At 46.0% G+C, this 21,015-nt stretch carries 14 protein-coding genes and 1 pseudogene; 10 read left to right on the top strand and 5 right to left on the bottom strand.

Translation table 11 applies throughout. The annotated features are described in order from the left end of the window. The first annotated feature begins 80 nt into the window (after positions 1-80). The 3 genes from RID09_RS09315 to RID09_RS09305 all read left to right on the top strand — a co-directional run bounded on the left by RID09_RS09315 (position 81) and on the right by RID09_RS09305 (position 2,410). On the top strand, positions 81-1,016 hold the full coding sequence (locus tag RID09_RS09315) for a hypothetical protein (RefSeq protein WP_446335668.1): 936 nt from the start codon (positions 81-83) through the stop codon (positions 1,014-1,016). A 39-nt stretch (positions 1,017-1,055) separates the two neighbouring features. After that, complete coding sequence (locus tag RID09_RS09310) at positions 1,056-1,817, top strand: hypothetical protein (protein ID WP_446335667.1); 762 nt, start codon at positions 1,056-1,058, stop codon at positions 1,815-1,817. Between the two features lie 197 nt (positions 1,818-2,014). Continuing rightward, positions 2,015-2,410, top strand: a complete 396-nt coding sequence (locus tag RID09_RS09305; protein ID WP_446335666.1) for a pre-16S rRNA-processing nuclease YqgF — start codon at positions 2,015-2,017, stop codon at positions 2,408-2,410. 4 nt (positions 2,411-2,414) lie between these two features. Here RID09_RS09305 and RID09_RS09300 read toward each other — a convergent pair whose 3' ends face one another. Beyond that, positions 2,415-2,678 (bottom strand): DUF3146 family protein, encoded by a 264-nt coding sequence (locus tag RID09_RS09300; protein ID WP_446335665.1) that lies wholly within the window; start codon positions 2,676-2,678, stop codon positions 2,415-2,417. 333 nt (positions 2,679-3,011) lie between these two features. Here RID09_RS09300 and RID09_RS09295 point away from each other — a divergent pair, with 333 nt between their 5' ends. Both RID09_RS09295 and RID09_RS09290 read left to right on the top strand, forming a co-directional pair. Then, positions 3,012-4,508: a CIA30 family protein gene (locus RID09_RS09295; protein ID WP_446335672.1), complete on the top strand. Its 1,497-nt coding sequence runs from the start codon at positions 3,012-3,014 to the stop codon at positions 4,506-4,508. Positions 4,509-4,606: 98 nt separating this feature from the next. Continuing rightward, complete coding sequence (locus RID09_RS09290) at positions 4,607-7,012, top strand: EF-hand domain-containing protein (protein ID WP_446335664.1); 2,406 nt, start codon at positions 4,607-4,609, stop codon at positions 7,010-7,012. Between the two features lie 148 nt (positions 7,013-7,160). Here the strand turns inward: RID09_RS09290 and RID09_RS09285 are convergent. The 3 genes and pseudogenes from RID09_RS09285 to gcvH form a co-directional block, all read right to left on the bottom strand. Further along, a pseudogene (locus RID09_RS09285) lies at positions 7,161-8,207 on the bottom strand (IS1634 family transposase). Positions 8,208-8,576: 369 nt separating this feature from the next. Beyond that, complete coding sequence (gene gcvP / locus RID09_RS09280) at positions 8,577-11,558, bottom strand: aminomethyl-transferring glycine dehydrogenase (RefSeq protein ID WP_446335663.1); 2,982 nt, start codon at positions 11,556-11,558, stop codon at positions 8,577-8,579. Between the two features lie 247 nt (positions 11,559-11,805). Continuing rightward, positions 11,806-12,198 (bottom strand): glycine cleavage system protein GcvH, encoded by a 393-nt coding sequence (gene gcvH / locus RID09_RS09275; RefSeq protein WP_446335662.1) that lies wholly within the window; start codon positions 12,196-12,198, stop codon positions 11,806-11,808. Between the two features lie 63 nt (positions 12,199-12,261). Between gcvH and RID09_RS09270 the strand changes: the two genes are divergently transcribed. The 5 genes from RID09_RS09270 (at position 12,262) to RID09_RS09250 (ending at position 19,594) form a co-directional block, all read left to right on the top strand. Beyond that, a complete protein-coding gene (locus RID09_RS09270) occupies positions 12,262-13,098 on the top strand; it encodes an alpha/beta hydrolase (protein WP_446335661.1) in 837 nt (278 codons plus the stop codon). Between the two features lie 103 nt (positions 13,099-13,201). Continuing rightward, a complete protein-coding gene (nadA, locus tag RID09_RS09265; RefSeq protein WP_446335660.1) occupies positions 13,202-14,185 on the top strand; it encodes a quinolinate synthase NadA in 984 nt (327 codons plus the stop codon). 464 nt (positions 14,186-14,649) lie between these two features. Next, positions 14,650-15,261: a cation diffusion facilitator family transporter gene (locus RID09_RS09260; protein ID WP_446335659.1), complete on the top strand. Its 612-nt coding sequence runs from the start codon at positions 14,650-14,652 to the stop codon at positions 15,259-15,261. A gap of 228 nt (positions 15,262-15,489) precedes the next feature. After that, positions 15,490-16,098, top strand: coding sequence for a TIGR04282 family arsenosugar biosynthesis glycosyltransferase (locus RID09_RS09255; protein WP_446335658.1), 609 nt, complete (start codon positions 15,490-15,492; stop codon positions 16,096-16,098). Between the two features lie 292 nt (positions 16,099-16,390). Next, positions 16,391-19,594 carry a hypothetical protein gene (locus RID09_RS09250; RefSeq protein ID WP_446335657.1) on the top strand — a complete coding sequence of 1,068 codons (3,204 nt, stop codon included), beginning with the start codon at positions 16,391-16,393 and terminating at the stop codon, positions 19,592-19,594. Positions 19,595-20,194: 600 nt separating this feature from the next. Here RID09_RS09250 and RID09_RS09245 read toward each other — a convergent pair. Next, a partial coding sequence (locus tag RID09_RS09245) for a PEP-CTERM sorting domain-containing protein (protein WP_446335656.1) occupies positions 20,195-21,015 on the bottom strand: 821 nt, incomplete at its 5' end.

Here is a 21,015-nt window from a genome sequence, read left to right as displayed (position 1 = left end):
AATGTATACTAATTCTGAGGAGGTATAGGCATTTATAGAGAATTTTGACAACAACTGATGAAAACTAAAAAGATTCTAATATGAGCATAGAACTTGTCACACGGCTCTGGATGGACGATGAAGTTCCTGCTAGAGTCCAGCTAACAAACCTTATGCAAATTTTTGAGAGCAGGGGTATTGAAGAAGCAAGCTGGAAAGGGCTTACTGTCAGAGACAGCAATTTATCAAGAAAAATTTTCCAATCCCAAGAATTGATGTCCTGTAGACAGGTAGAAACCGCATTGGCAAATTATGACAAAGCTGATTTGCATTTTTCCATTCGATCGGCTCTTCCTTGTTTTAGATTTAAGGGCATGACTCCGCAGAAAGGTTTTGTACCTCTCTGGGTAGAAGCTTGGGGTAATGAGTTTAACGAAAATGTGGGACGCTGCAGGGAAATTGAGGGTGATGCTGCATTTAGTTTAGCCGATAGTGGTCCGTTTATTGCTTTAATTGAACATGAAGAGACTCCTCAAGTTCAGCAAGTTAATCAGTGTGTTGAAGAAAACCTTGACAAGGTTACAGAAATTATCCTGACCATAGCTGAGTGCATAAAGCCTATGACCATGAAAGCATTTACGGCGAAAGGGTTATATCAACCCCTAAACGCTCACTTAGTTTTCTTCCGTGATTCATATTTCTTGATTGATGATTTAAAGCTGATCAGAAAACTCTGGAATGAGGGATTGCCAAATTACCGTACTGCACCGCTTTGTGAATCAGTTGACAAACCTGATCTATTTGCATTTCATCCTTGGCGAGGAATGGAATTAACCTCCGCCCTCGTTTCTCGCCTAGCAGCCGAAATGGATAGTGTAGATTATTTAAATCATACCTGCCTGGAGGCTATTGACTGGAAGCATTATGACAATTACGAGAGTTCTGGTGGACGTGTAGTCTTAGACTATCCCTTTTGGGTAAATAGCTTTCTTGATCACTTCTATCTTGATCTATTCAATACTCAGAGCAAGGAATAGAAATCCACATAATTACATCATCAAAAACTCAAAAATGTGATGAAAACTTCAAATCAGCACTCCCTTTGGTGTAGCTCCAATAGACAGCTATATTTTCTCATCCCTGATAATCAACATCTACCTAGTGGCAATTTCAAGATCCATCAACTTGCAGGGATTGAGAGGCAAGTTGATCTGAAAGCACTGGCTCCTTACGAAATTTCAGCCAAAGACGCTGAACCTTATATGCAGCAGGAAGTAGCTCAGGTTATAAACCAAGTTTCCAGTCTGTTCTCCAATATCGTAGGAATCACTATACAAAATAGTAAACATAGCTCTACAAACTCTGAACAAACTGCTGATTCAGCTCAACCCGCTTCTACTCTTTTGGCTAATCTCTTAGGGGTTTCAGTAGAAGAATTCATCAACAATCCTGAAACTGCACAAGAGGGGTTACAGAGCTTTGTAACTGAAGTTGCTACAGCAATGCAGAAACGCGAAGTACAAAATTCTGACCAGACTCAAGTCATTAAAACTAGCGTCGATGCTGTACTAGAAACGCTTCAATCCCGTGGTTTAAATATACCTGAGCTAGATACCAGTCAACTCATTGAAGATTTAGCCAAAGATATCTCAGAGTTGTCTGAAGAACTGAAAAGTAACTTTTCCAAGAGTTCTTATGGTGTCGAAACGGCAGCAACTCAGATGCAAGAAGCTGCTCTTCAGATTGACAATTCCTTTTCAAATCTTTCTCAAACTCTGACACAGGGGCTGGCGAAATTGCAAAATTTAGCAAATAAATCTGAGAAAAAACCAGGCTAAAAAGATGCTGGATACATTTTCTTATATCAAACTCAGGTAAAAGTACGCAATTCTTGTCATTCTGAGTCCTGAGCGAAGCGAAGGAACTGAAGCAGAATGAAGAATCCCTACCCATGCTGAGGCTCGTGCTTCACTTGAACAGCTTTACCCTACTGGCGTAGCACAGTTAAAATAATAGAATATACATATTTTGAACTATGATTTTAGGGTTTGATCCGGGGCGGGATAAATGTGGTTTAGCCGTGAAAGGGAAAGACCAACACCTTTCTTATCATCAGGTTGTGCCATCTGAGCAGGCGATTGCAACCCTTAAACAATTATGTCAGCAGTTTACCATTGAAACCATTGTCATGGGGAACCAAACAACCTCTAAGCAATGGCAAGGGAAAATTCGTGAAGTCATTTCTGCTACTGTTCCCATTGTCTTAGTCGATGAACGCTATAGTACATTAGAAGCCCGCGATCGCTACTGGCAAATGTATCCCCCCAAGGGACTCCAACGGCTAGTTCCCCAGGGAATGCGTCAGCCGCCTCGACCGATTGATGATATTGTTGCTATTTTGCTCATCGAGCGCTACGTCTGTAAACTCTAAACTCTTATAGTTCTGCTCGAATGGTAAAAGCGTAATCTCCTCCTGGTTCTAACTGGTAATCGCAACGCTCTAAAAATCGACCCAGTGGTTCTTGAATTAAAGCACGCCCCAAAGCAGGTCTGACGACTAACTGACCTTGACGGAAACGCCATTGAAACTGCCACTCATAAGCAGCCGCATGAACTTCTCCCTCGATTTTGCCCTGTTGCCAAGAGTGCTGGGTAATCCGAACGTAGGCGGTTGTTTCTGGTAAATTCTTAGAACTCACAGCTAAGCCTATTCAGGGTATTAAAGGTTATTTAGGTGACGTTCCCCTCCACTCTCATCAAAATTTAGAGCGGGGGCTTCTCCCACTGGATGCAGCTCAGGGCGCACAAGTCCCGATTCAAGCATTTTATACTAAACTACCGGAAAATACATGATTGTCAACTCTGGAACTGATACCGTGACCGATGATTATTTCGAGGAACTCAACGCCAAGTATCCGTCACGGCACAGTGAACGATATGGCTGGCTGGGAGAGAAGTGAGTACAATAAACGATGAGTCCTAAAATTATTGATAACAATGGGTAAATCTAAGCAAGAAAATAGGAGGGGATGATGACTCCGAACAATCGCTCCCAATGGGATGTTGGTAGATTTATCGAAACCCTAGCTTACTTTGAGGTTATCCCTTTTATTAGCTGTTTAAAACGTTTATTTTCAGGTAACACAAAACATCACAAACCAAATCAGAGTGGAGAAAAACGATTGGGCAAGATACTAGTAGCCGGTGCAACGGGTGGCGTCGGGAAGCGAGTCGTGCGGCGTCTGATGGAACGGAATTATCCGGTACGCGCTTTAGTCAGAGATACTCAGCGAGGGCGGGAAATGCTCCCAGATGAGGTGGAACTGTTTGAAGCCGATATCACTCTCCCAGAAACCTTAACCCCTGCCATGATGGAGGGTATCTCCGCCGTCTTATGCTGCACAGGTGTTCGGGTGCAACCTGTAGAAGGAGATACACCAAACCGGGAAAAATATTATCAAGGCATCAAATTTTATATGCCAGAAGTTGTAGATAGTCCCGAAATTGTAGAGTATCAAGGGATTAAGAATTTAGTCCAAGTCGCCGCTAACCATTTAGAACCCGGAAAACAACTCATTTTTGATTTCAAAAATCCATCAGATGACGTAAAAGAAACCTGGGGGGCTGTGGATGATGTAGTGATGGGCGGTGTGAGTGAAAGCTCAATTCGGCTGATTGATAATGCTGCATTATTCAGCGGAACTGTATCTACAGCAAACTCGGGTGGTTTTGTTTCCGTTCGCACCCGCAATTTTGATCCACCCTTAAATTTAGCCGGATATGAGGGGATGGAACTGCGAGTCAAAGGAGATGGACAACGTTATAAGTTTATTCTGCGAACAGAATCAAGGTGGGATGGGATTTCCTATTGCTATTCGTTTGATACTGAAAAAGATACCTGGATTGATGTTTGCGTTCCCTTTGAGGCGCTGATTCCGGTATTTCGTGCCAAAACTCTCCAGAATGCTGAACCCTTTGATCCGAGCCATATTTACGCCCTGCAACTGATGCTGAGTAAGTTTGAGTATGACGGCGCACTGAACCCCAACTTTGAGCCAGGAACATTTTCCTTAAAAGTGGAAACAATCAAAGCATACAAGGGTGCGACTTTACCCCAATTTATTATGATTAGTTCTGCCGGCGTCACCCGTCCAGGGCGTCCCGGAATTAACTTAGAAGAAGAACCTCCAGCCGTGCGAATGAATGACCAATTAGGGGGAATTCTCACCTGGAAGCTACGAGGAGAGGATGCGGTACGTCAAAGTGGTATTCCTTATACGATTATCCGTCCCTGTGCTTTAACCGAAGAGCCAGGCGGTAAAGGTTTAGCCTTTGAGCAAGGCGATAATATCCGAGGTAAAGTCAGTCGAGAGGATATTGCTGAACTTTGCCTTCAGGCGCTAGAACAATCCCAAGCTTGTAATGTCACCTTTGAAGTGAAAGAAGCCGAAACAAGTTCTCCCGATTGGCATCATTTGTTTTCTTCCCTAAATTCGGACAACGCAGCAAACTTTTCTGAGTCAACTTGACGGATGACCCGTTTTATAGTTCTGTAGAGGGAAACTGGAATGAAGTTTGAGAACTTGCTTTAAAATTGGCAAAAATGAATAAACAAAACCCAAAGACAATGAACGAAGCCGAGGTGGAAAGACTTTGGCAAGCTTTCAGAGTTTTCGATGAAGATGGCAGTGGCGAAATTTCTGCCGACGAGTTGGGTGTCGTCATGCGATCGCTGGGTCAAAATCCCACCGACGCGCAACTGCACGACATGATTAAAGATGTGGACGTAGACGGTTCCGGTGCCATTGACTTTGAAGAGTTTAAAGCTCTCATGGTGTCCCAACAGGGCGATCGCGAAAGTCGGCTGAGACTTGCCTTTAGCGTTTTCGACGAGGACGGTTCGGGGCATATTTGCGCCAACGAACTGAAAAACGTTATGAGTAAGTTCGGGCTGACGGACGAGGAACTGCAAGAGATGATCAAAGAAGTTGATCGCGACGGCGACGCTTTCATTAACTTTGAAGAATTTTGCCAACTCGTTCCCGAAGAAAACGAATCGTCAACAGGCTATAAGGATTCCTTCGTTATCGTAACCGAAGGCGATCGCGACGGCAACGCTTTCATCGACGTTGACGAATTTTGCCAGCCTGTTCTTGAAGAAAGTGAATCCTCAACGGGCGATCAGGATTCTGCTGTTGCTGCAACCGCATCTGTGCAAACACCCGCTAGCGACATAGCATCAGAGGTAACACAGCTTCAAGACATCCTCACCCAACAAGTTAAGGACGACTGCGGTAGAAAGCGTGGCACTTCTCGCCTACAAATGCAAATTGGTCTGTTTCGATTAATTCAGGGCGCTGCCTATCGCTGCTTCCGCGAAAGTTTTTCGGCGAACCACGAAACCCATTTACGGGTGAGGGATTTACCCTACCGAATTTCTGATTTCACCCAGTTTGTGCGCGTTGCTATCACCTTCTACAAAGGCTTGGGCATCGTCGAAGACGCTTGCTATCCCTTGCTTGATGAAGTGATTAATTCCATCGAAGCCGAATATGCCCGCCTGCTGTGTCGGATCAAAAACTGGCAGAACATTGAAAAAAGCCCAGAAATGCTAGCGGAGGCGCAGCGGATGCATGAAACCCGCAGCAAATCTGCCACAGTTCGCGAGAAATTCGCCGCTGGGGTGGAATTCGCCATCACCATGAAGAAAAAGCAGATCCACATCGGAGATCTGGTAGAAGGAGTGCTGGCAATCAATGAACTGAATCGGTTGCGCCAACTGGAACTTAACGCAGAACTGACGCCCCCGTCGCCAAAAACTAATGGGGAAGATCCCAAGGCTTATTTAAAGCAATGGAACCGGGTGATTCTCGAAGATGATCGCGAAGAAATCGACGGCGCGATGATGCCCGTGGCTTACTGGTACGAAGATTTCATGCCGAAACTTCTGGCAGCGTTTAGTGTTTGCACGGCTGATGATATTGAAAGAAACACCAATCCCGACGAAGCCGCCTTGGATCAGTTGTATGAAGAGACTAAAGCCGTCGGAGAGTTTGATCGCTATGGTAGCGACGTTTGCGAAGAATTCCCCAACTGCACGCCCCAGCAAAAACTGGCAATTTTGCAGGCTTGGCGGCTGAGTCACCACTACCTCAACGGTGTGCAGAAGCGCCGGGAGCGTCTGGAGTTTGGTCGCGAATGTGGTGCCCTCTCCCAGTATGTGGCATTCATTGATTTATGGCTCAACCGCAGCTATGTTCGGGATGCCCAAATGCGAGTCAGTTTCCCCTACTACATCGGACCAGGGGTTTGGCGTTTCTTCCACACGTCTGCCGAAATCGTCTGCACCAAATCTCCGGAAGTCCAGCAAAAGCTGATCAGGGTTTTCAAGGATTTCATCAAACTGTTCGCCACGATGTACCCTTGCCCCTACTGTCGCCATCACTTGAATGCTTATGTGGTACAAAACAAGGAAGTGGATATGTACCCCATGGAGTACCTATTGTTGGGACAGAAACTCCATGCAACCCAGTTTAGTATGTCCTTCGACAACAAGCTGGCTACGGTAACCGATGGACCATCGATGCGCCTGTTTTTCTGGAAGTTGCACAACACCGTCAATTCTTCCATCGCCCGCTCAGAAGAGTGGTATCAACGGGATGACAAAGCCTTCTACACCAACCGCTATTGGCCCAGCTTGGATGCTGAGTTGACCCGCGCCCGCGCCCTGCGTCACATCAGTATCACCACCGATCGCATCTACTATATCTACAGTATGCTCAAACCCACCGCCCGCCTGTCGGGATTTCATCTGGGATTGCAAAAGTTTTTGGACAGAGGCGACGAACAGGGTATCCAAGAGTTGTGTAAGCTTGCTGACACCTACATCAAGGAGGTAGAAAACGCCGTTTTAGAAGGAAACTTCCTGCAAGAGTCTTACAGCTTCGACCCAACCCTGGAAGATAACGCCCCTTACTTTACTCCCGAAGAAGAGGAGTTTGCTCGTAGCGGCGTTTTTGTTGAGGTTCACTAAGGGAAGCTGGGGAAGCAATGTAGAGACGTTGCATGCAACGTCTCGCGAGCTGGGGGAGGGAAAGTTATATCTTTGAATCTGAAGTTCCCCTTTGACAAATCGCTGCACTGTATGCATATCTTGGCTTAGGGCGATTTGGCTCTTGGCGTTACTGGGTACATATCAGGCTGACGCCCAACAAATCTAAAGCCAACATTTGTACCGGAGTCGGTTCTGTTACCTTATCAAAGTCGAAATTCACACCTGGGATTTTAGACTGAATTCGATTGTTAACAATCGTGCCTCTCATCAGCCAACAGGGTTTGAAAGCTATGCACGGGTAAGTTATCGGCTGTCCGTTTCTTTTGGGCTTTAGAAGAAGCTGAATCGCTCTTCGTCGAATGAGTAACAACTCCTTTGCGTAACCCAAGAGCATCTTCCCAATCATCTTCATCGAAAAGAAGCGGAGCTAGGCATCGGCGCATGTGCCATTCTACATAGTACGCCAACATACATAAGAAAACATGGGCTTTCACTCTATCACTGTTACGATGATAAATAGGACGCACCTTTAAATCAATGGTTTTATAGCTGCGGAAGGCTTGCTCAACTTTGGATAAACTCTTATAGGCTTTGACAGTTTATAAGAGCTGTCAACGTTTCTTCGGGTACGGAACTTCTCACCACATATAACCCATCCAATATCGCTTCTTCATTGATACTTTCTCGGTTTCTTTGGTAAGAGAATCTATCGGGACTTATCTGGATTTTGAAATGTTTAGCTACACCATACTTATTGATTACTTCACCCACTTTCAGTCCAATTTCAGCTTCACCCCTTAGGGGGCATCTTTGCCGCGATGTGGCTAGTTTCGACTTGGGGGCAATAATCCTTGCCGCTATCATCGATAGAACCAATCGCCTCTGGCGGGTGTTTTCACCGCTGATAATCGAGTCTAATCCGATTTTTTTTATTGTTCCTAGCACCGCAGCGACGTGACCGTGAGGGCGAGAACGGACTATGTTAAACGCCTCCTCTATATCTTCAATGGCTTTGCCTCCCTTGAGGAGAATCTTTAAACCATCTACCGCTTCATCCGGCAATTTAGACAGGTTCGCTAGGGTACGTTTCCGCACTTTCTTTCCTTCGCGGTAAGACTCGCTTGCGTAATACGGATGGGGGAGAATTTCTGTTAGGAACACGTTCTATGTACATGACTACAATTGTCTCACAGATTTTCTCCCAAGACTATTAAGAAAATCTTAAATATACATGGGTACGAATGAAGGGGGCTAAATTGCTAAAATGCTTACGCAGTAATGGTTCAGTCCCCTGTAGTACATCTGGACGGGGGGAACTTCAGATTAGAACTCAGTACCAGTGCAGGGTTTGTGATGTGGCAGATTAGCCAAGTGATCCGTTCAAAGCGTGATCGTTCGTAGTTCGTAGTCAGGGCTTTAGCCCATCATCCTTTCGCACTCAGAGTTTTAGCTTCAATGATGTTAACTTGAACGGCACTGAAAAAGCTGGTGGGCAATGCCCACCCTACCTATCAAGGGTTTCTGCAAACCCCACTAAATGGGTTTAATTTTGGTTATATTCCTCCATACCCACACAAGAACAAACCAAATTGCGATCGCCAAAGGCATTGTCAATCCGCCCTACCGCCGCCCAAAACTTGTGTTCCCTTGTCCATGGTGCGGGATAAGCGGCTTGTTCGCGAGAATAGGGGCGATTCCATTCCCCTGCAACTAAAACCTCCGCCGTATGAGGAGCATTTTTGAGCAGATTATTCTCCTGATCAACCTCCCCTGACTCAATCGCCTCAACCTCTTGGCGAATCCCAATCATCGCATCACAGAACCGATCCAACTCCTCCTTCGACTCACTTTCCGTCGGTTCCACCATCATTGTCCCCGCTACGGGCCAAGAAACCGTTGGCGCATGGAACCCATAATCCATTAACCGCTTGGCAATATCATCCACCTCAATCCCGGCTGATTTTTTCAAACCCCGCAAATCTAAAATACATTCATGCGCCACTAAACCCGACTTCCCTTGATACAAAATCGGATAATAAGGCGCTAAGCGATGGGCAATATAATTCGCATTCAAAATCGCCACCTTCGTCGCTTGGGTTAACCCATCTGCCCCCATTAAAGCGATATACATCCAGGAAATCGGTAAAATACTCGCACTTCCCCAGGGGGCTGACGCCACAACGCCCACGGAATCGTGATTTGTCACCGATCCATAACCTTTAACAAACGACACATCCGGCAAAAACGGCACTAAATGAGACTGTACCCCAATCGGTCCCATCCCCGGACCCCCACCACCATGGGGAATACAAAAGGTTTTGTGTAAATTTAAATGGCAAACATCCGCCCCATAATCCCCAGGACGACACAATCCCACTTGGGCATTCATATTCGCCCCATCCAGATACACTTGTCCACCATGAGCATGAATCGTATCGCAAATTTCGCGGATTTCTTCCTCAAAAACGCCATGAGTAGACGGATACGTCACCATCAACGCCGCTAAATTCTGGCTGTGCTTTTCTGCCTTTGCCTTCAAATCCGCCACATCGATATTCCCTTGGTCATCACAGGTAACGGCTACCACCTTTAATCCTGCCATAACTGCACTCGCCGGATTCGTACCGTGGGCGGATTGGGGAATCAAACAAATCTGGCGATGTCCCTCGCCCCGGTGTTCATGATACTGGCGAATTACCAGCAATCCCGCATATTCCCCTTGCGCCCCAGCATTGGGTTGTAAGGAAATCCCGGCAAACCCGGTAATTTCTGCCAACCACGCCTCAAGCTGTTGGAATAAAATCTGATATCCCTGGGTTTGAGATAAGGGGGCGAAGGGATGAATCTGGCTAAATTCCGCCCAAGTAATCGGCATCATCTCGGCTGTGCCATTGAGTTTCATCGTACAGGAACCCAAGGGAATCATTGAGGTGGTGAGAGATAAATCCTTAGCTTGGAGACGATGGATATAGCGCAATAATTCGGTTTCTGAATGATAACGGTGAAAAACTGGGTCAGTAAGATAGGGACGGGTGCGGGTAAAAGGAGGTTCAAAGCTGTCAACGTCTCGTTTCAGCAGGGAGTCAACGGGAAACGGTAGCGAATCAATGCCCTCGACGCCAACTGATCCGAAAATATCCAGGAGAGTCACCACATCTTGGAACGTTGTCACTTCATCCAGGGTAATCGCGATCGCAGCTTCATCCAACACCCGCATATTCATCCCCCTGGCTTGCGCCGCCTTGAGAATATCGCCGAGTTCCTGGGCATCTAACTCCACCCGCACCGTATCAAAGAACGGTTGTGAACTAATGTTATAACCCAAGCGTTCTAACCCAGCTGCCAATATCATCGTTAACCGATGCACACGCAGAGCAATTTGCTTAAGTCCCTCTGATCCATGATAAACCGCGTACATACTGGCAATCACCGCCAGCAAGACTTGTGCCGTACAAATATTACTCGTGGCTTTATCCCGACGGATATGCTGTTCCCGGGTTTGGAGGGCAAGGCGCAAGGCGGGTTTCCCTTGGGCATCTTTAGACACACCGACAATTCGCCCTGGAACCTGCCGTTTATACGCCTCACGGGTGGCAAAATATGCCGCATGGGGTCCCCCGTATCCCAGGGGAACACCAAAGCGTTGAGTCGTTCCTACGGCAATATCCGCACCGAATTCACCCGGAGGTGTCAGCAGGGTTAGACTCAAGGGATCAGCCGCAACCGTGACTAAACCGCCCGCCTCATGTACCTTACTCACAAACTCCCGGTAATCGTAAATCGTGCCATCAGTGGCAGGATATTGCAGTAATGCGCCAAAAATTGGCGACTCAAACTCAAATGTCTGATGATCACCGACAATAATCTCAATTCCCAATGGTTTGGCACGGGTTTGCACCACCTGAATCGTTTGGGGATGGCAATCCTGAGAGACAAAGAAGGCATTGGCTTTAGTTCTGCACAAGCCATAACTCATACTCATGGCTTCCGCCGCCGCTGTTCCTTCATCCAGTAACGACGAATTGGCGATATCCAAACCCGTTAAATCAATAATTAGGGTTTGAAAGTTCAGCAACGCCTCCAGTCGCCCTTGGGCAATTTCGGCTTGATAGGGGGTGTAGGCTGTATACCAGCCTGGATTTTCCAGAATATTCCGCAGGATCACCGGTGGGGTGATACAGTCGTGATAACCCATGCCGATGAATGAGCGAAACACCTGGTTTTTTGAGGCAATGTCCTGAAGTTGGGTAAGGGCAGCTTTTTCGCTTTGGGCGGGGGGTAAGTTGAGCGGATGATTTAGCCGAATGGTTGAGGGGACAGCGCCATCAATCAGTTCATCCAAGCTGGAGTAGCCCAAGATATCCAGCATTTGCCCTACGTCTTCAGCATTGACACCAATATGGCGTCTAGCATAAGAATCGGTTGATACTAAATGATCCGCCGCCGCAGAAACAGTTGGCTGAGAATCATTAGAGACGCCATTGAGGGTTGTGTCTGGATTAACTGAGACATTTGAGTTAGTCATATCAAACCGATTCATTCAAAGATTTGGGTGCATCAAGCCGCTAGAGTCAGGACGACTCCTTATTATTTTTTAACAAACCATTCGCGATCGTGCTGTCATTGGTCATTTGTCATTGGTCATTGGTCATTGGTCCTTTATCATTCGTCCTTTATCATTCTTTGATTAGGAAATTTCTCCCCCTGCTCCCCCTGCTCCCTCTGCTTCCCCTGCTTCCCCTGCTCCCCTGCTCCCCCTGCACCCCTAACGCTTACTCCTCTCCTTCCACCTGAGCTTGATATTCAGACGCAGACAAAGCGTCTTCTAATTCATCGGCATCATTAACCCGCACTTTCAGAAACCACCCTTCACCATAAGGATCTTCAGCAATCAGTTCGGGAGATTCCACGACAGCATCGTTGCGTTCAATCACCGTTCCTGTAACCGGGGCATACATATCCTCAACAGCTTTCACCGATTCAATCGTGCCAAAGGTTTCCCCTTTTTCCAAAGCACTATTCACATCGGGCAGTTCGATGAACACAATATCACCTAACTGATCGATGGCAAAGGCACTAATCCCGATAGTGGCAATTTCCCCGTCGAGTCGTACATACTCGTGGCTGTCTAGATACTTTAAGTCATCAGGATACTCTAAAGCCATTTCATGTCCTCAAGAAAGCAGCAAAGCTAAGTGTACAACTTCCGATCGCGCCATAATAAACAGATGGATAAAGAAACCCTCAAACGGCGGCTATTGGGTGAGTTTACCTGGAAACGACTCGTGCGATCGCTAATTTTTATCTACGTCTTCTTTGCCTTATACGTCTTCTTCATCGCAGATCGGATGATTTTCCTACCCTCCCCCTCTAGCTACCCAGACACCCCCGACATTCTCAAATTGACGACGGCTGATGATATCCAGATTTCCGCCGTTTACTTGCCCAATCCGGCAGCTACTTATACTATCCTCTACATTCACGGCAATGCCGAGGACTTAGGCGATATTCAGCCCCTGCTGCACCATCTGCACAGTCTCGGGTTTAGCGTCTTTGCCTACGATTATCGCGGCTATGGCACGAGTCAGGGAAGTCCCTCTGAACGTAATGCCTATCACGATAGTGACACCGCCTTTACCTATTTAAAAGAGCAACTGAAAGTACCACCGGAACAAATTATCGCCTATGGACGTTCCGTCGGCGGCGGTTCAGCCGTAGATTTAGCCGCCCGTCACCCCTTGGCAGGTTTAATCCTCGAAAGTTCGTTCACCTCCGCCTTTCGCGTCGTGCTACCCATCCCGATTTTACCCTTTGATAAATTCCCCAACCTGGACAAGATCACCCAGGTGAACTGTCCCGTCTTAGTCATCCATGGCACCGCCGATGAAACCATCCCCCTCTCCCACGGAAAACGCCTATTTGCCGCCGCCCCTGAACCAAAACTCTCCTTGTGGGTAGATGGTGCTAGTCATAATGATTTGTTCTGGGTGGCTGGGGAGCAATATGGGGAAACTTTACAGGAATTTGCCCAATTAGTCGCCAAAACTCAATCCCCTGACAAATGACAGATGACGAATCAGTCAAGAAAGAATGACATCACCTCTGCTATTTTTGGTAAAATTTACTATAATTACTTTGGAAGGTTTATATTCCGGGTAATTTACAACATTGTTTACAACCGTACTGCCTCAAACGACCCAACCCTTTGGGTCAATTCCCGATGACCTATTTAACGCCATTGACATCCTCAAGCAGGAACTCAACGCCGTTATCCTTGCCCACTACTACCAAGACCCCGATATTCAGGATATTGCCGATTATATTGGCGATTCTTTAGGACTTTCCCGCCAAGCAGCTAATACAGATGCAGATGTCATCGTCTTTGCGGGTGTTCATTTCATGGCAGAAACTGCCAAAATCCTCAATCCCGACAAACTCGTTCTCCTACCCGACTTAAACGCCGGTTGTTCTCTCGCTGATAGTTGTCCCCCGGATGCGTTTGCCCAATTTAAGGCAGAACACCCTGACCATTTAGTCATATCTTATATCAATTGCTCCGCCGAAATTAAGGCGATGAGTGATATTATTTGCACCAGTTCCAACGCCGTCGAAATTGTCCAGCAAATTCCCCCAGATCAACCGATTATTTTTGCCCCAGACCGGAATTTAGGGCGTTATGTGATGCAGCAGACGGGTCGTGATTTGCTCCTGTGGCAAGGGAGTTGTATTGTTCACGAAACCTTCTCGGAAAAGAGAATTGTACAGCTACAGATTGAACACCCCGATGCCGAGGTTATTGCTCATCCCGAATGCGAACCCCCAGTACTCCGCCACGCGAGCTACATTGGCTCAACAACAGCGCTGTTGAAGTATTCGCAAACCAGTCCCCGTTCAAAATTTATTGTGGTGACAGAACCGGGAATTATTCACCAAATGCAAAAAGAAATGCCCAATAAGCGTTTCATTCCAGCACCTTCAACTAATAATTGTAACTGTAATGAATGTCCGTTCATGCGGTTGAATACGCTGGAAAAACTCTATCTAGCCATGAAGCAGCGTCAGCCAGAAATTACGTTACCCGAACACATTCGGATTGCGGCTTTACAACCGATTCAGCGCATGTTAGACATGAGTGCCAAGGTCAAAGTTTAGGTTCACCAAAAATTAGGGGGAAAGTCCCATTAACTGTTTGGGTGGAAACTCAATGAAGCAAACGCTCAAACATCAATTTGTAATACCTTGATTTGGCCCCTCCCTAACCCTCCCCTTATCAAGGGGAGGGAACTCTAATGATTTTGGTTTTCCCTGATTCTTTAGCAGGGCTGGTTTAGTTAAATTATTTGTTTGTGCCAAAATGTTATTGGTAAAACCCACCCCTACACTCCCGTTTCTACAAGGAACATGCGACTAGAGGCGCAACTGGATATTAGGTGTAATGGCGTTGAAATAAGCATTTTTGAATCGCTGAAACTATTGCTATACCGTAGGGTGGGCATTGCCCACCAGCATATCAGTCAGTGCCATTCGTATTCGGTGAAGTGTGGGGGAATGTTATTAGTGATATCCTGTATTGAACGGATCTACTAACCCCACAAATCCTGCCGAGGTATTTTTTAATGAGCAAGCTTTATCAAAAAGGACTTTATTTAGAATATTTTACCGTTGGCTATAACATCCTTGAAGCCGTTGCTTCTATTCTTTTAGGTGCGCTCAACAATAGTATTGCATTAATTGGGTTTGGACTGGATAGTATTGTTGAATCCTTATCGGGATGTATTTTAATTTGGCGTCTCAGCCAGCATCAAAGCATGACACCGGAAGCTGAAGAGAAAATTGAGCAACGAGCCATCCAGTTTGTGGCAATTACATTTTTCTTGATGGCTGGGTATATTGGATTTGAATCGCTGAGAAAGTTAATTACACAAGACGCTCCAGATCCATCATTGCTGGGTATTATTCTCGCTATCCTCTCGTTGATTATTATGCCCCTATTGGCATGGCAAAAAAATAAAGTTGGGAAACAAATTAATAGTAGGGCGCTGATTGCCGATGCGAAAGAAACCTTGGTCTGTTCCTTTCTTTCTGTGGCATTACTTTTAGGGTTAGTTGGGAATTACTGGTTTGGCTTTTGGCAAGCTGATCCGTTTGCCGGATTTATTATCGTTTTTTATTTGATTAAAGAAGGCTGGGAGGTTTGGGAAGAGGCTCATGAATCTGATGTTGACTGAATCACTATACCATGTCTCTAAATTCAATAAACTCTTGACTAATTTTGGTAAACACGACAGTCACCCCGGTAGGGACACGATAGTATCGTGCCCCTACAAATGGTGATTTAGATGCCAAGAAAGCGTAAGCTATGAAACGGTCACGCATTTAATTAGCATACCCCTACACCTCACAGCCCTGACAACGATTTGACTATCGTCTATTTAGATGCACATCAGCTTAATCGAATGACTCCAGCTACTGTAAACGAAACGCTAATTATTTTTACGCGCTATCCAGAACCGGGAAAAACTAAAACGCGCCTGATTCCTGCTTTGGGTGAGGAAGGTGCAGCAAAACTGCAACGCCAGATGGCAGAAAATACCCTGGCTAAAGCAAAAAAACTGCAAGATTTTCATCCTGTATCTGTAGAAATTCATTTTGCTGGAGGGAATCAACAGCTAATGGAATTGTGGTTAGGTGCTGATGTAATTTACCGTCAACAAAGTGAGGGAGATTTAGGCGAGCGAATGGCATTGGCATTTGAGAGATCATTTGCAGGGGGAATGACTGGAGTGGTGATTATTGGTACAGATTGCCCCGATTTAGACACTCAAATAATGTCTGAAGCATTTCAATGGCTTGAAGCACAGGATTTAGTATTAGGACCTGCCCAAGATGGGGGATATTATCTGATTGGTTTGCGGCGGTTAATTCCTGAACTCTTTGTGGGAATTAATTGGGGAACCTCACAAGTCAGACAACAAACCGTAGAGATTGCCGATAACTTGGGATTAGCCATCGCATTTGAGCCAATGCTCCATGATATTGACCGTCCAGAGGATTTGAGCAGGTGAGGACAGTCCGTTATTGTGCAAGCGAGAGAATAGTTGTCCTCTATCGAGAGACTGATTTTTTTACCGAAAAAGTGTGATTAGATTAGCCCCTATCGCGTTATTCTTAGCGCGAGTTTAGCGAAATCATAGGACTATGAGGAGTTTATCGGGCTTTTGCCCGGTGTAAGTCTGCTCAGTTCGGCTAACTTTTCCCTACCCCTGGAAATCTATCCTAGGGGTAGATTTGCCGTTCGTCGCCGACGCTGTCTTCACCACCTCCAACCTATGACTGTTGAAACGTAAATGGTAGATAGTGAATAACCTCAAAACTCACTCCCTTAGTGGGGTAATCAGTAGCCTTGCCCTTTCCTTGTGCATCTGTAGTCTTTGGACTCCTCCAGTTCAGGCTGAAGGAAGCCGCGAATTAACCTCAAGTGGCGGCTTTCGCCCTTTTTTGGACTATCGCAATGACTCCTTGGAGACAGGACCAATACTGCGCCAAACGGTGATTCAGGTTTATGCTGAGGCAGGTGAAACGCTCTATTTAGGTTCAAGTGCTGTGGGCATCGGTCAGGGTACGATTAATTACACAAGACCCAGTGGTGCATCTGGTAGTTGCGGCACCAGGGGTAAGATTGAAAATCGTGCAGAAGAAAGAATCGGTCCTAATACTCTTTTTTCCGGTGGTTACACACCTTGTACCGTGGACGTTGATCAAACTGGGGTTTGGCAAATTAACATTGTTAGTCCTAATCCTTCAAGTACAGTCAACCCAAACCCTATTCCCGCCGACGATTCTTGGTCCTCACAAGGTAACAATGATAACTTTGTAACCGCTTGGGATGTCACCGTAGCCGATGCGGGTAGAGAAATTCAGGGTCGCGCCTTTGCCAATTATCTGGCGCTGAATATGGGAGGTAGAGAGGCTCCCCTGAGTTCCGAAGCCTACATCCTGACCGAAGAAGGTTATTTGTACCGCATTGATTTGAACGGTATCGAACCCTTCGGATTCATCTTTTTCTCAAACAATAAAGGATTTAGACGACCCAGCGGAGAGCCATTCTTCTCCTCTGTTTCCCTAACTCCACCCCCTGACTTCCAAAATCCGTTCACTAATCCCAATACTGGCGATGACCGAACCCACAAAGTTTTCTTTAACCGACCTGAACCCGGAATTCTAAATACGCCCCTAGAACCTATAGCTCCTGGAGAGGTGAGGGATTTTCGATTTATCGGTAATGATGGTACGCCCGGTCAAGCCGCATCGCCAGGTGGTGGTACATTTAGGTTCACCACGACACGGGCGGGTAGTTACAGAATTGTCATTGACTTGAATGGCGATGGTATTTTCGGAAATGATGACGGCTCAATCCGAGACAGAATCCTCACAGGTCGAGTGAGCCAAGGGGAAAATGAAGTGGTTTGGGATGGGCTAGATGGAGATGGAAACCCCCTACCAGGTGGTCGCCAAGGATTCGAGGTTCGCATTAATCTGTTTGCGGCTCAAGTCCATTTTCCTTTTTTAGATGTGGAAGCGAATCCCAATGGGATTATCTTAGAACGGCTGAATGGTCGAAATAGTCCAAATTTTACGGTTTACTATGACGATAGTCGTTTTAGTGGACCCGGCATCCCTCCTGATCCCCTAGATGCCTCAATCAACGGAGTTGGTCTAGCAGGAGTCAGCAGCCGTAATGGCGCTCATAGCTATGATTGTATTAATTCTAGTGAGGAAACAACCTGCTTTGGCGATCGCAGGGGTATTGACACTTGGACTTTTTTACCGTCTCAGGATTTTACGTTTACGGATGCTATAGTCATCGCTAAAGCAGACTTGGCAATTGAAAAACGTATTCGTTCAGACCAAGTTGTTGCCAATGGTAGGATTGTCTTTGAAATCGCGGTGACCAATAATGGTCCTAATGATGTCATGGGGGCAACGGTAAGGGATACGATTCCTGATACGATTACTAATGTCAGGTGGACTTGTGCGATTACTAACGGTACTGGGAGTTGCGGTGCGGCAAATGGTACAGGCAATGGGATCAATACAACCGTCACTCTCAATCCGGAGGCTACCGCTACTTATACGGTAATCGGCACTCTCGCCAGAAATGCTTCGGGGACATTAACCAATACCGCCACAGTTCCCCTCGGACCGAATAACTCCGTAGGAGATGACATAACAGACCCCAATCCTGATAATAATACCAGTACCGTTCAAACCCCCATCGAACGAACCGCCGACTTGAGCCTAACTAAGACTGCAGCCCCTGCTAGTGCTGCACCGGGGGAAAATGTAACCATCTCCATCACCGTAACCAATGATGGACCTCTAGCCACGACTGGTGTGCGAGTTAGGGACTCATTACCCGCCGGATTGAGCTTTATTTCCGCGACACCCAGCCAGGGAAGCTATGATAACCAAACTGGCGTCTGGACGGTGGGCAATCTTGATAACGATAGTAGCGCCACGTTGCAAATTGAGGCAACCTTAACCACAAGTGAAACCGTAGTGAATCGAGCGCAAGTCATAGCCTCAGATCGACCTGACCCAGATTCTACACCAGGAAATAGCATTGCTGGTGAGGATGACCAAGATAGTGCGGCGATTCCCTTGCAATCGGTTGACCTCGGCTTGAGTAAAACCGCACGCCCAAATCAGGCAAATGTGGGAGACGATATAACGTATACTATTACTCTGACCAATAACGATACTAATGATGCTACCGATGTGGCGGTGACGGAACCCTTGCCAACTGAGGTAACATTCAGATCGGCAACCGCGTCTCAAGGTTCATACAATAGCAGAACCGGAATTTGGTCAGTGGGGAATCTAGTCAATGGTAACGAGGCTACGTTAGAGATTATCGCCACTGGGGATATTCCTGGTTCTGTTACCAACACGGCGGTGATTAGTGCTTTAGATCAAGATGATCCGAATCCTGGAAATGATCGAGCTAGTGCAGAAGTGTTTTTTGCCGGAGAACCGCGCCTGCTTCTGGTGAAACGCATTACTCAGGTGAACAGAGATGGACAAGTGCTAGAAGGAATTAACTTTAATACTGTTGTAGACGATCCCAATGATCCTGATGATAATGCTATTGGGTGGTCTCAGCTACCTGGGAGAGGGCTTTTAGGTGTTCCCAGAATTAGTCCCGATAGAGTTTTGCAAAGTGGTGATATTGTTGAATACACGATCTATTTCTTGTCAAATGGTGGCACAGGGGTTAATGGGGTGAATATCTGTGATCTCATTCCAGAAGGGACAACGTTTATCTCTGATAGTTTTAGGCAAGGTAGGGGAATTTTGTTAAATCAAGACGGGACACCAATACCCCAAAGTAATGCAGCGGATCAAGATTCGGGGATATTTTTTCCTCCTCTAAATCCTGTATCAACGCCCTGTGCTGAAGCCAACAATCCCAATGGAGCCGTGGTTTTGGAGTTAGGCGATATTTCTAACACACCTCCAACTAATGTGGGATTAATGCGCTTTCAGGTCAAAATTAATTGAAAATGGGCAACCAATGTAACCTCAAAGGTGTAACAGTTAACTCAGTGGGTAGAAAGCGCCTTGGTGGGGCTTAGCTTAATCGCATTGCCCCACGGGGGACACTTCCGCAAAGCTTACGTCATAAGCGATGGTGAAAGCCCTCGTGATTTATCCGAGGGATGAAACCGAGCAATGTGTTTAGTTTAGCAACTTTAGTTGCTTTTCTTTCTAATCTTAGGTATAATAATAATATGAGAAACAGAGTTTGTAGGTGATAACTCTGTACAAATAAAAACCTTCTGAAAAATATTAAATGGTGTACCTTCTCTTGCTAGGATGTCAAACGAGCCAAAATTCGTACAATGCCGATTTCTCAGTCGGAATAGCACTTTTGTAAAAAACTTAAAAAACTAAATACTTGATAAGTACCGTAGGGCATACGGAAACTTCCTAATTAATTTAGGTAAAAGCTTGGAGAGCTACCAAAAAAAAGGGGTTCTAGATATTAAGTGATATTCTAGTTGACTTCGGGTAGGACATAATTGTGTAAGACCTAATTAGAGGTGACTCGAAAGGGCGATGATTAGCTCAAGAATCTCCCGCGTTTTAACCGGGAGAGTGTCAATAAAACTTTCTTTTCAGCACAGAAGCTCCAGCACCGAAAGCAAAAATTGTGCCTAAAACAGTAGCGGGTTCGGGAACCGAAGTATTAGAAGTGTCAGAAGTTGTAAGGATAACATTTGCTGCGGGATCTGTATAAGTATACCCTCCTGCCAGCCCTACTGCAGCAGTAAACGTGATTTCCTCAGACTCTCTTCGTAAGCTATACTTAGGGGCGTCAAAAGCGATGCCAAAATCAATGATTAAATCCCAATTTACGGCAGAAGAAAACTCAAAATCTACGTCGGGTTGTAAACCGGGTAGAGTAGGATCTAGACCGGTTAGAGTAGAAGCTGGACTTAAACTTAGGTTTAACTCATCAACGTTAACACCCCAATCACGTAGGGTGTTGTCCTCATCATAAACTACAAAACCGAAGTATTCAGAAGATTCTGGCAAAATGTCTTTCAGTAGATCGCTAGAATCAACCAAGGTGAAATTACCAGAAAACTCTTGTCTAGTGAGAACTTCTCCTAGGGCGGGAGTGATGGGAACAACAATGCCTATTAAGGAACCGACGAGAGTGACAGTAGCTAATGGCTGCCAAGCTTGATTCATAAAAATCCTTCGTTGTGGGAAACCCTGTGTCTTTAGACCAGGGAGGAACACGCGGTAGCGGTTTAAGAAGCATACTTTTTTAGGGGGTGGAGGGGTATGGTTGCCCCTCCGGTTTTCACCCATTTCTGGGGTAAAGTTAGCCTCGCCAAGGTTATCGGTCGGTAACTGTCCAAAAAGCACTGTTTCAGTGACCTTAAAACTGTTTAACTTTTCGGTTCTAGAGC

Origin of the sequence: Coleofasciculus sp. G1-WW12-02, assembly GCF_040219735.1 — a bacterium.
GTDB lineage: Bacteria > Cyanobacteriota > Cyanobacteriia > Cyanobacteriales > Coleofasciculaceae > Coleofasciculus.
Note: the sequence above shows the minus strand (reverse complement) of the source record. Positions and strands in the feature narration are given on the sequence as shown.

Coding starts and splice junctions, on each gene's coding strand:
- gcvP (WP_446335663.1), bottom strand. CDS start 11,558: ATGACTAACTCAAATGTCTCAGTTAATCCAGACACAACCCTCAATGGC.
- RID09_RS09305 (WP_446335666.1), top strand. CDS start 2,015: ATGATTTTAGGGTTTGATCCGGGGCGGGATAAATGTGGTTTAGCCGTG.
- RID09_RS09310 (WP_446335667.1), top strand. CDS start 1,056: ATGAAAACTTCAAATCAGCACTCCCTTTGGTGTAGCTCCAATAGACAG.
- RID09_RS09270 (WP_446335661.1), top strand. CDS start 12,262: ATGGATAAAGAAACCCTCAAACGGCGGCTATTGGGTGAGTTTACCTGG.
- RID09_RS09315 (WP_446335668.1), top strand. CDS start 81: ATGAGCATAGAACTTGTCACACGGCTCTGGATGGACGATGAAGTTCCT.
- RID09_RS09260 (WP_446335659.1), top strand. CDS start 14,650: ATGAGCAAGCTTTATCAAAAAGGACTTTATTTAGAATATTTTACCGTT.
- RID09_RS09255 (WP_446335658.1), top strand. CDS start 15,490: ATGACTCCAGCTACTGTAAACGAAACGCTAATTATTTTTACGCGCTAT.
- RID09_RS09290 (WP_446335664.1), top strand. CDS start 4,607: ATGAACGAAGCCGAGGTGGAAAGACTTTGGCAAGCTTTCAGAGTTTTC.
- gcvH (WP_446335662.1), bottom strand. CDS start 12,198: ATGGCTTTAGAGTATCCTGATGACTTAAAGTATCTAGACAGCCACGAG.
- RID09_RS09295 (WP_446335672.1), top strand. CDS start 3,012: ATGACTCCGAACAATCGCTCCCAATGGGATGTTGGTAGATTTATCGAA.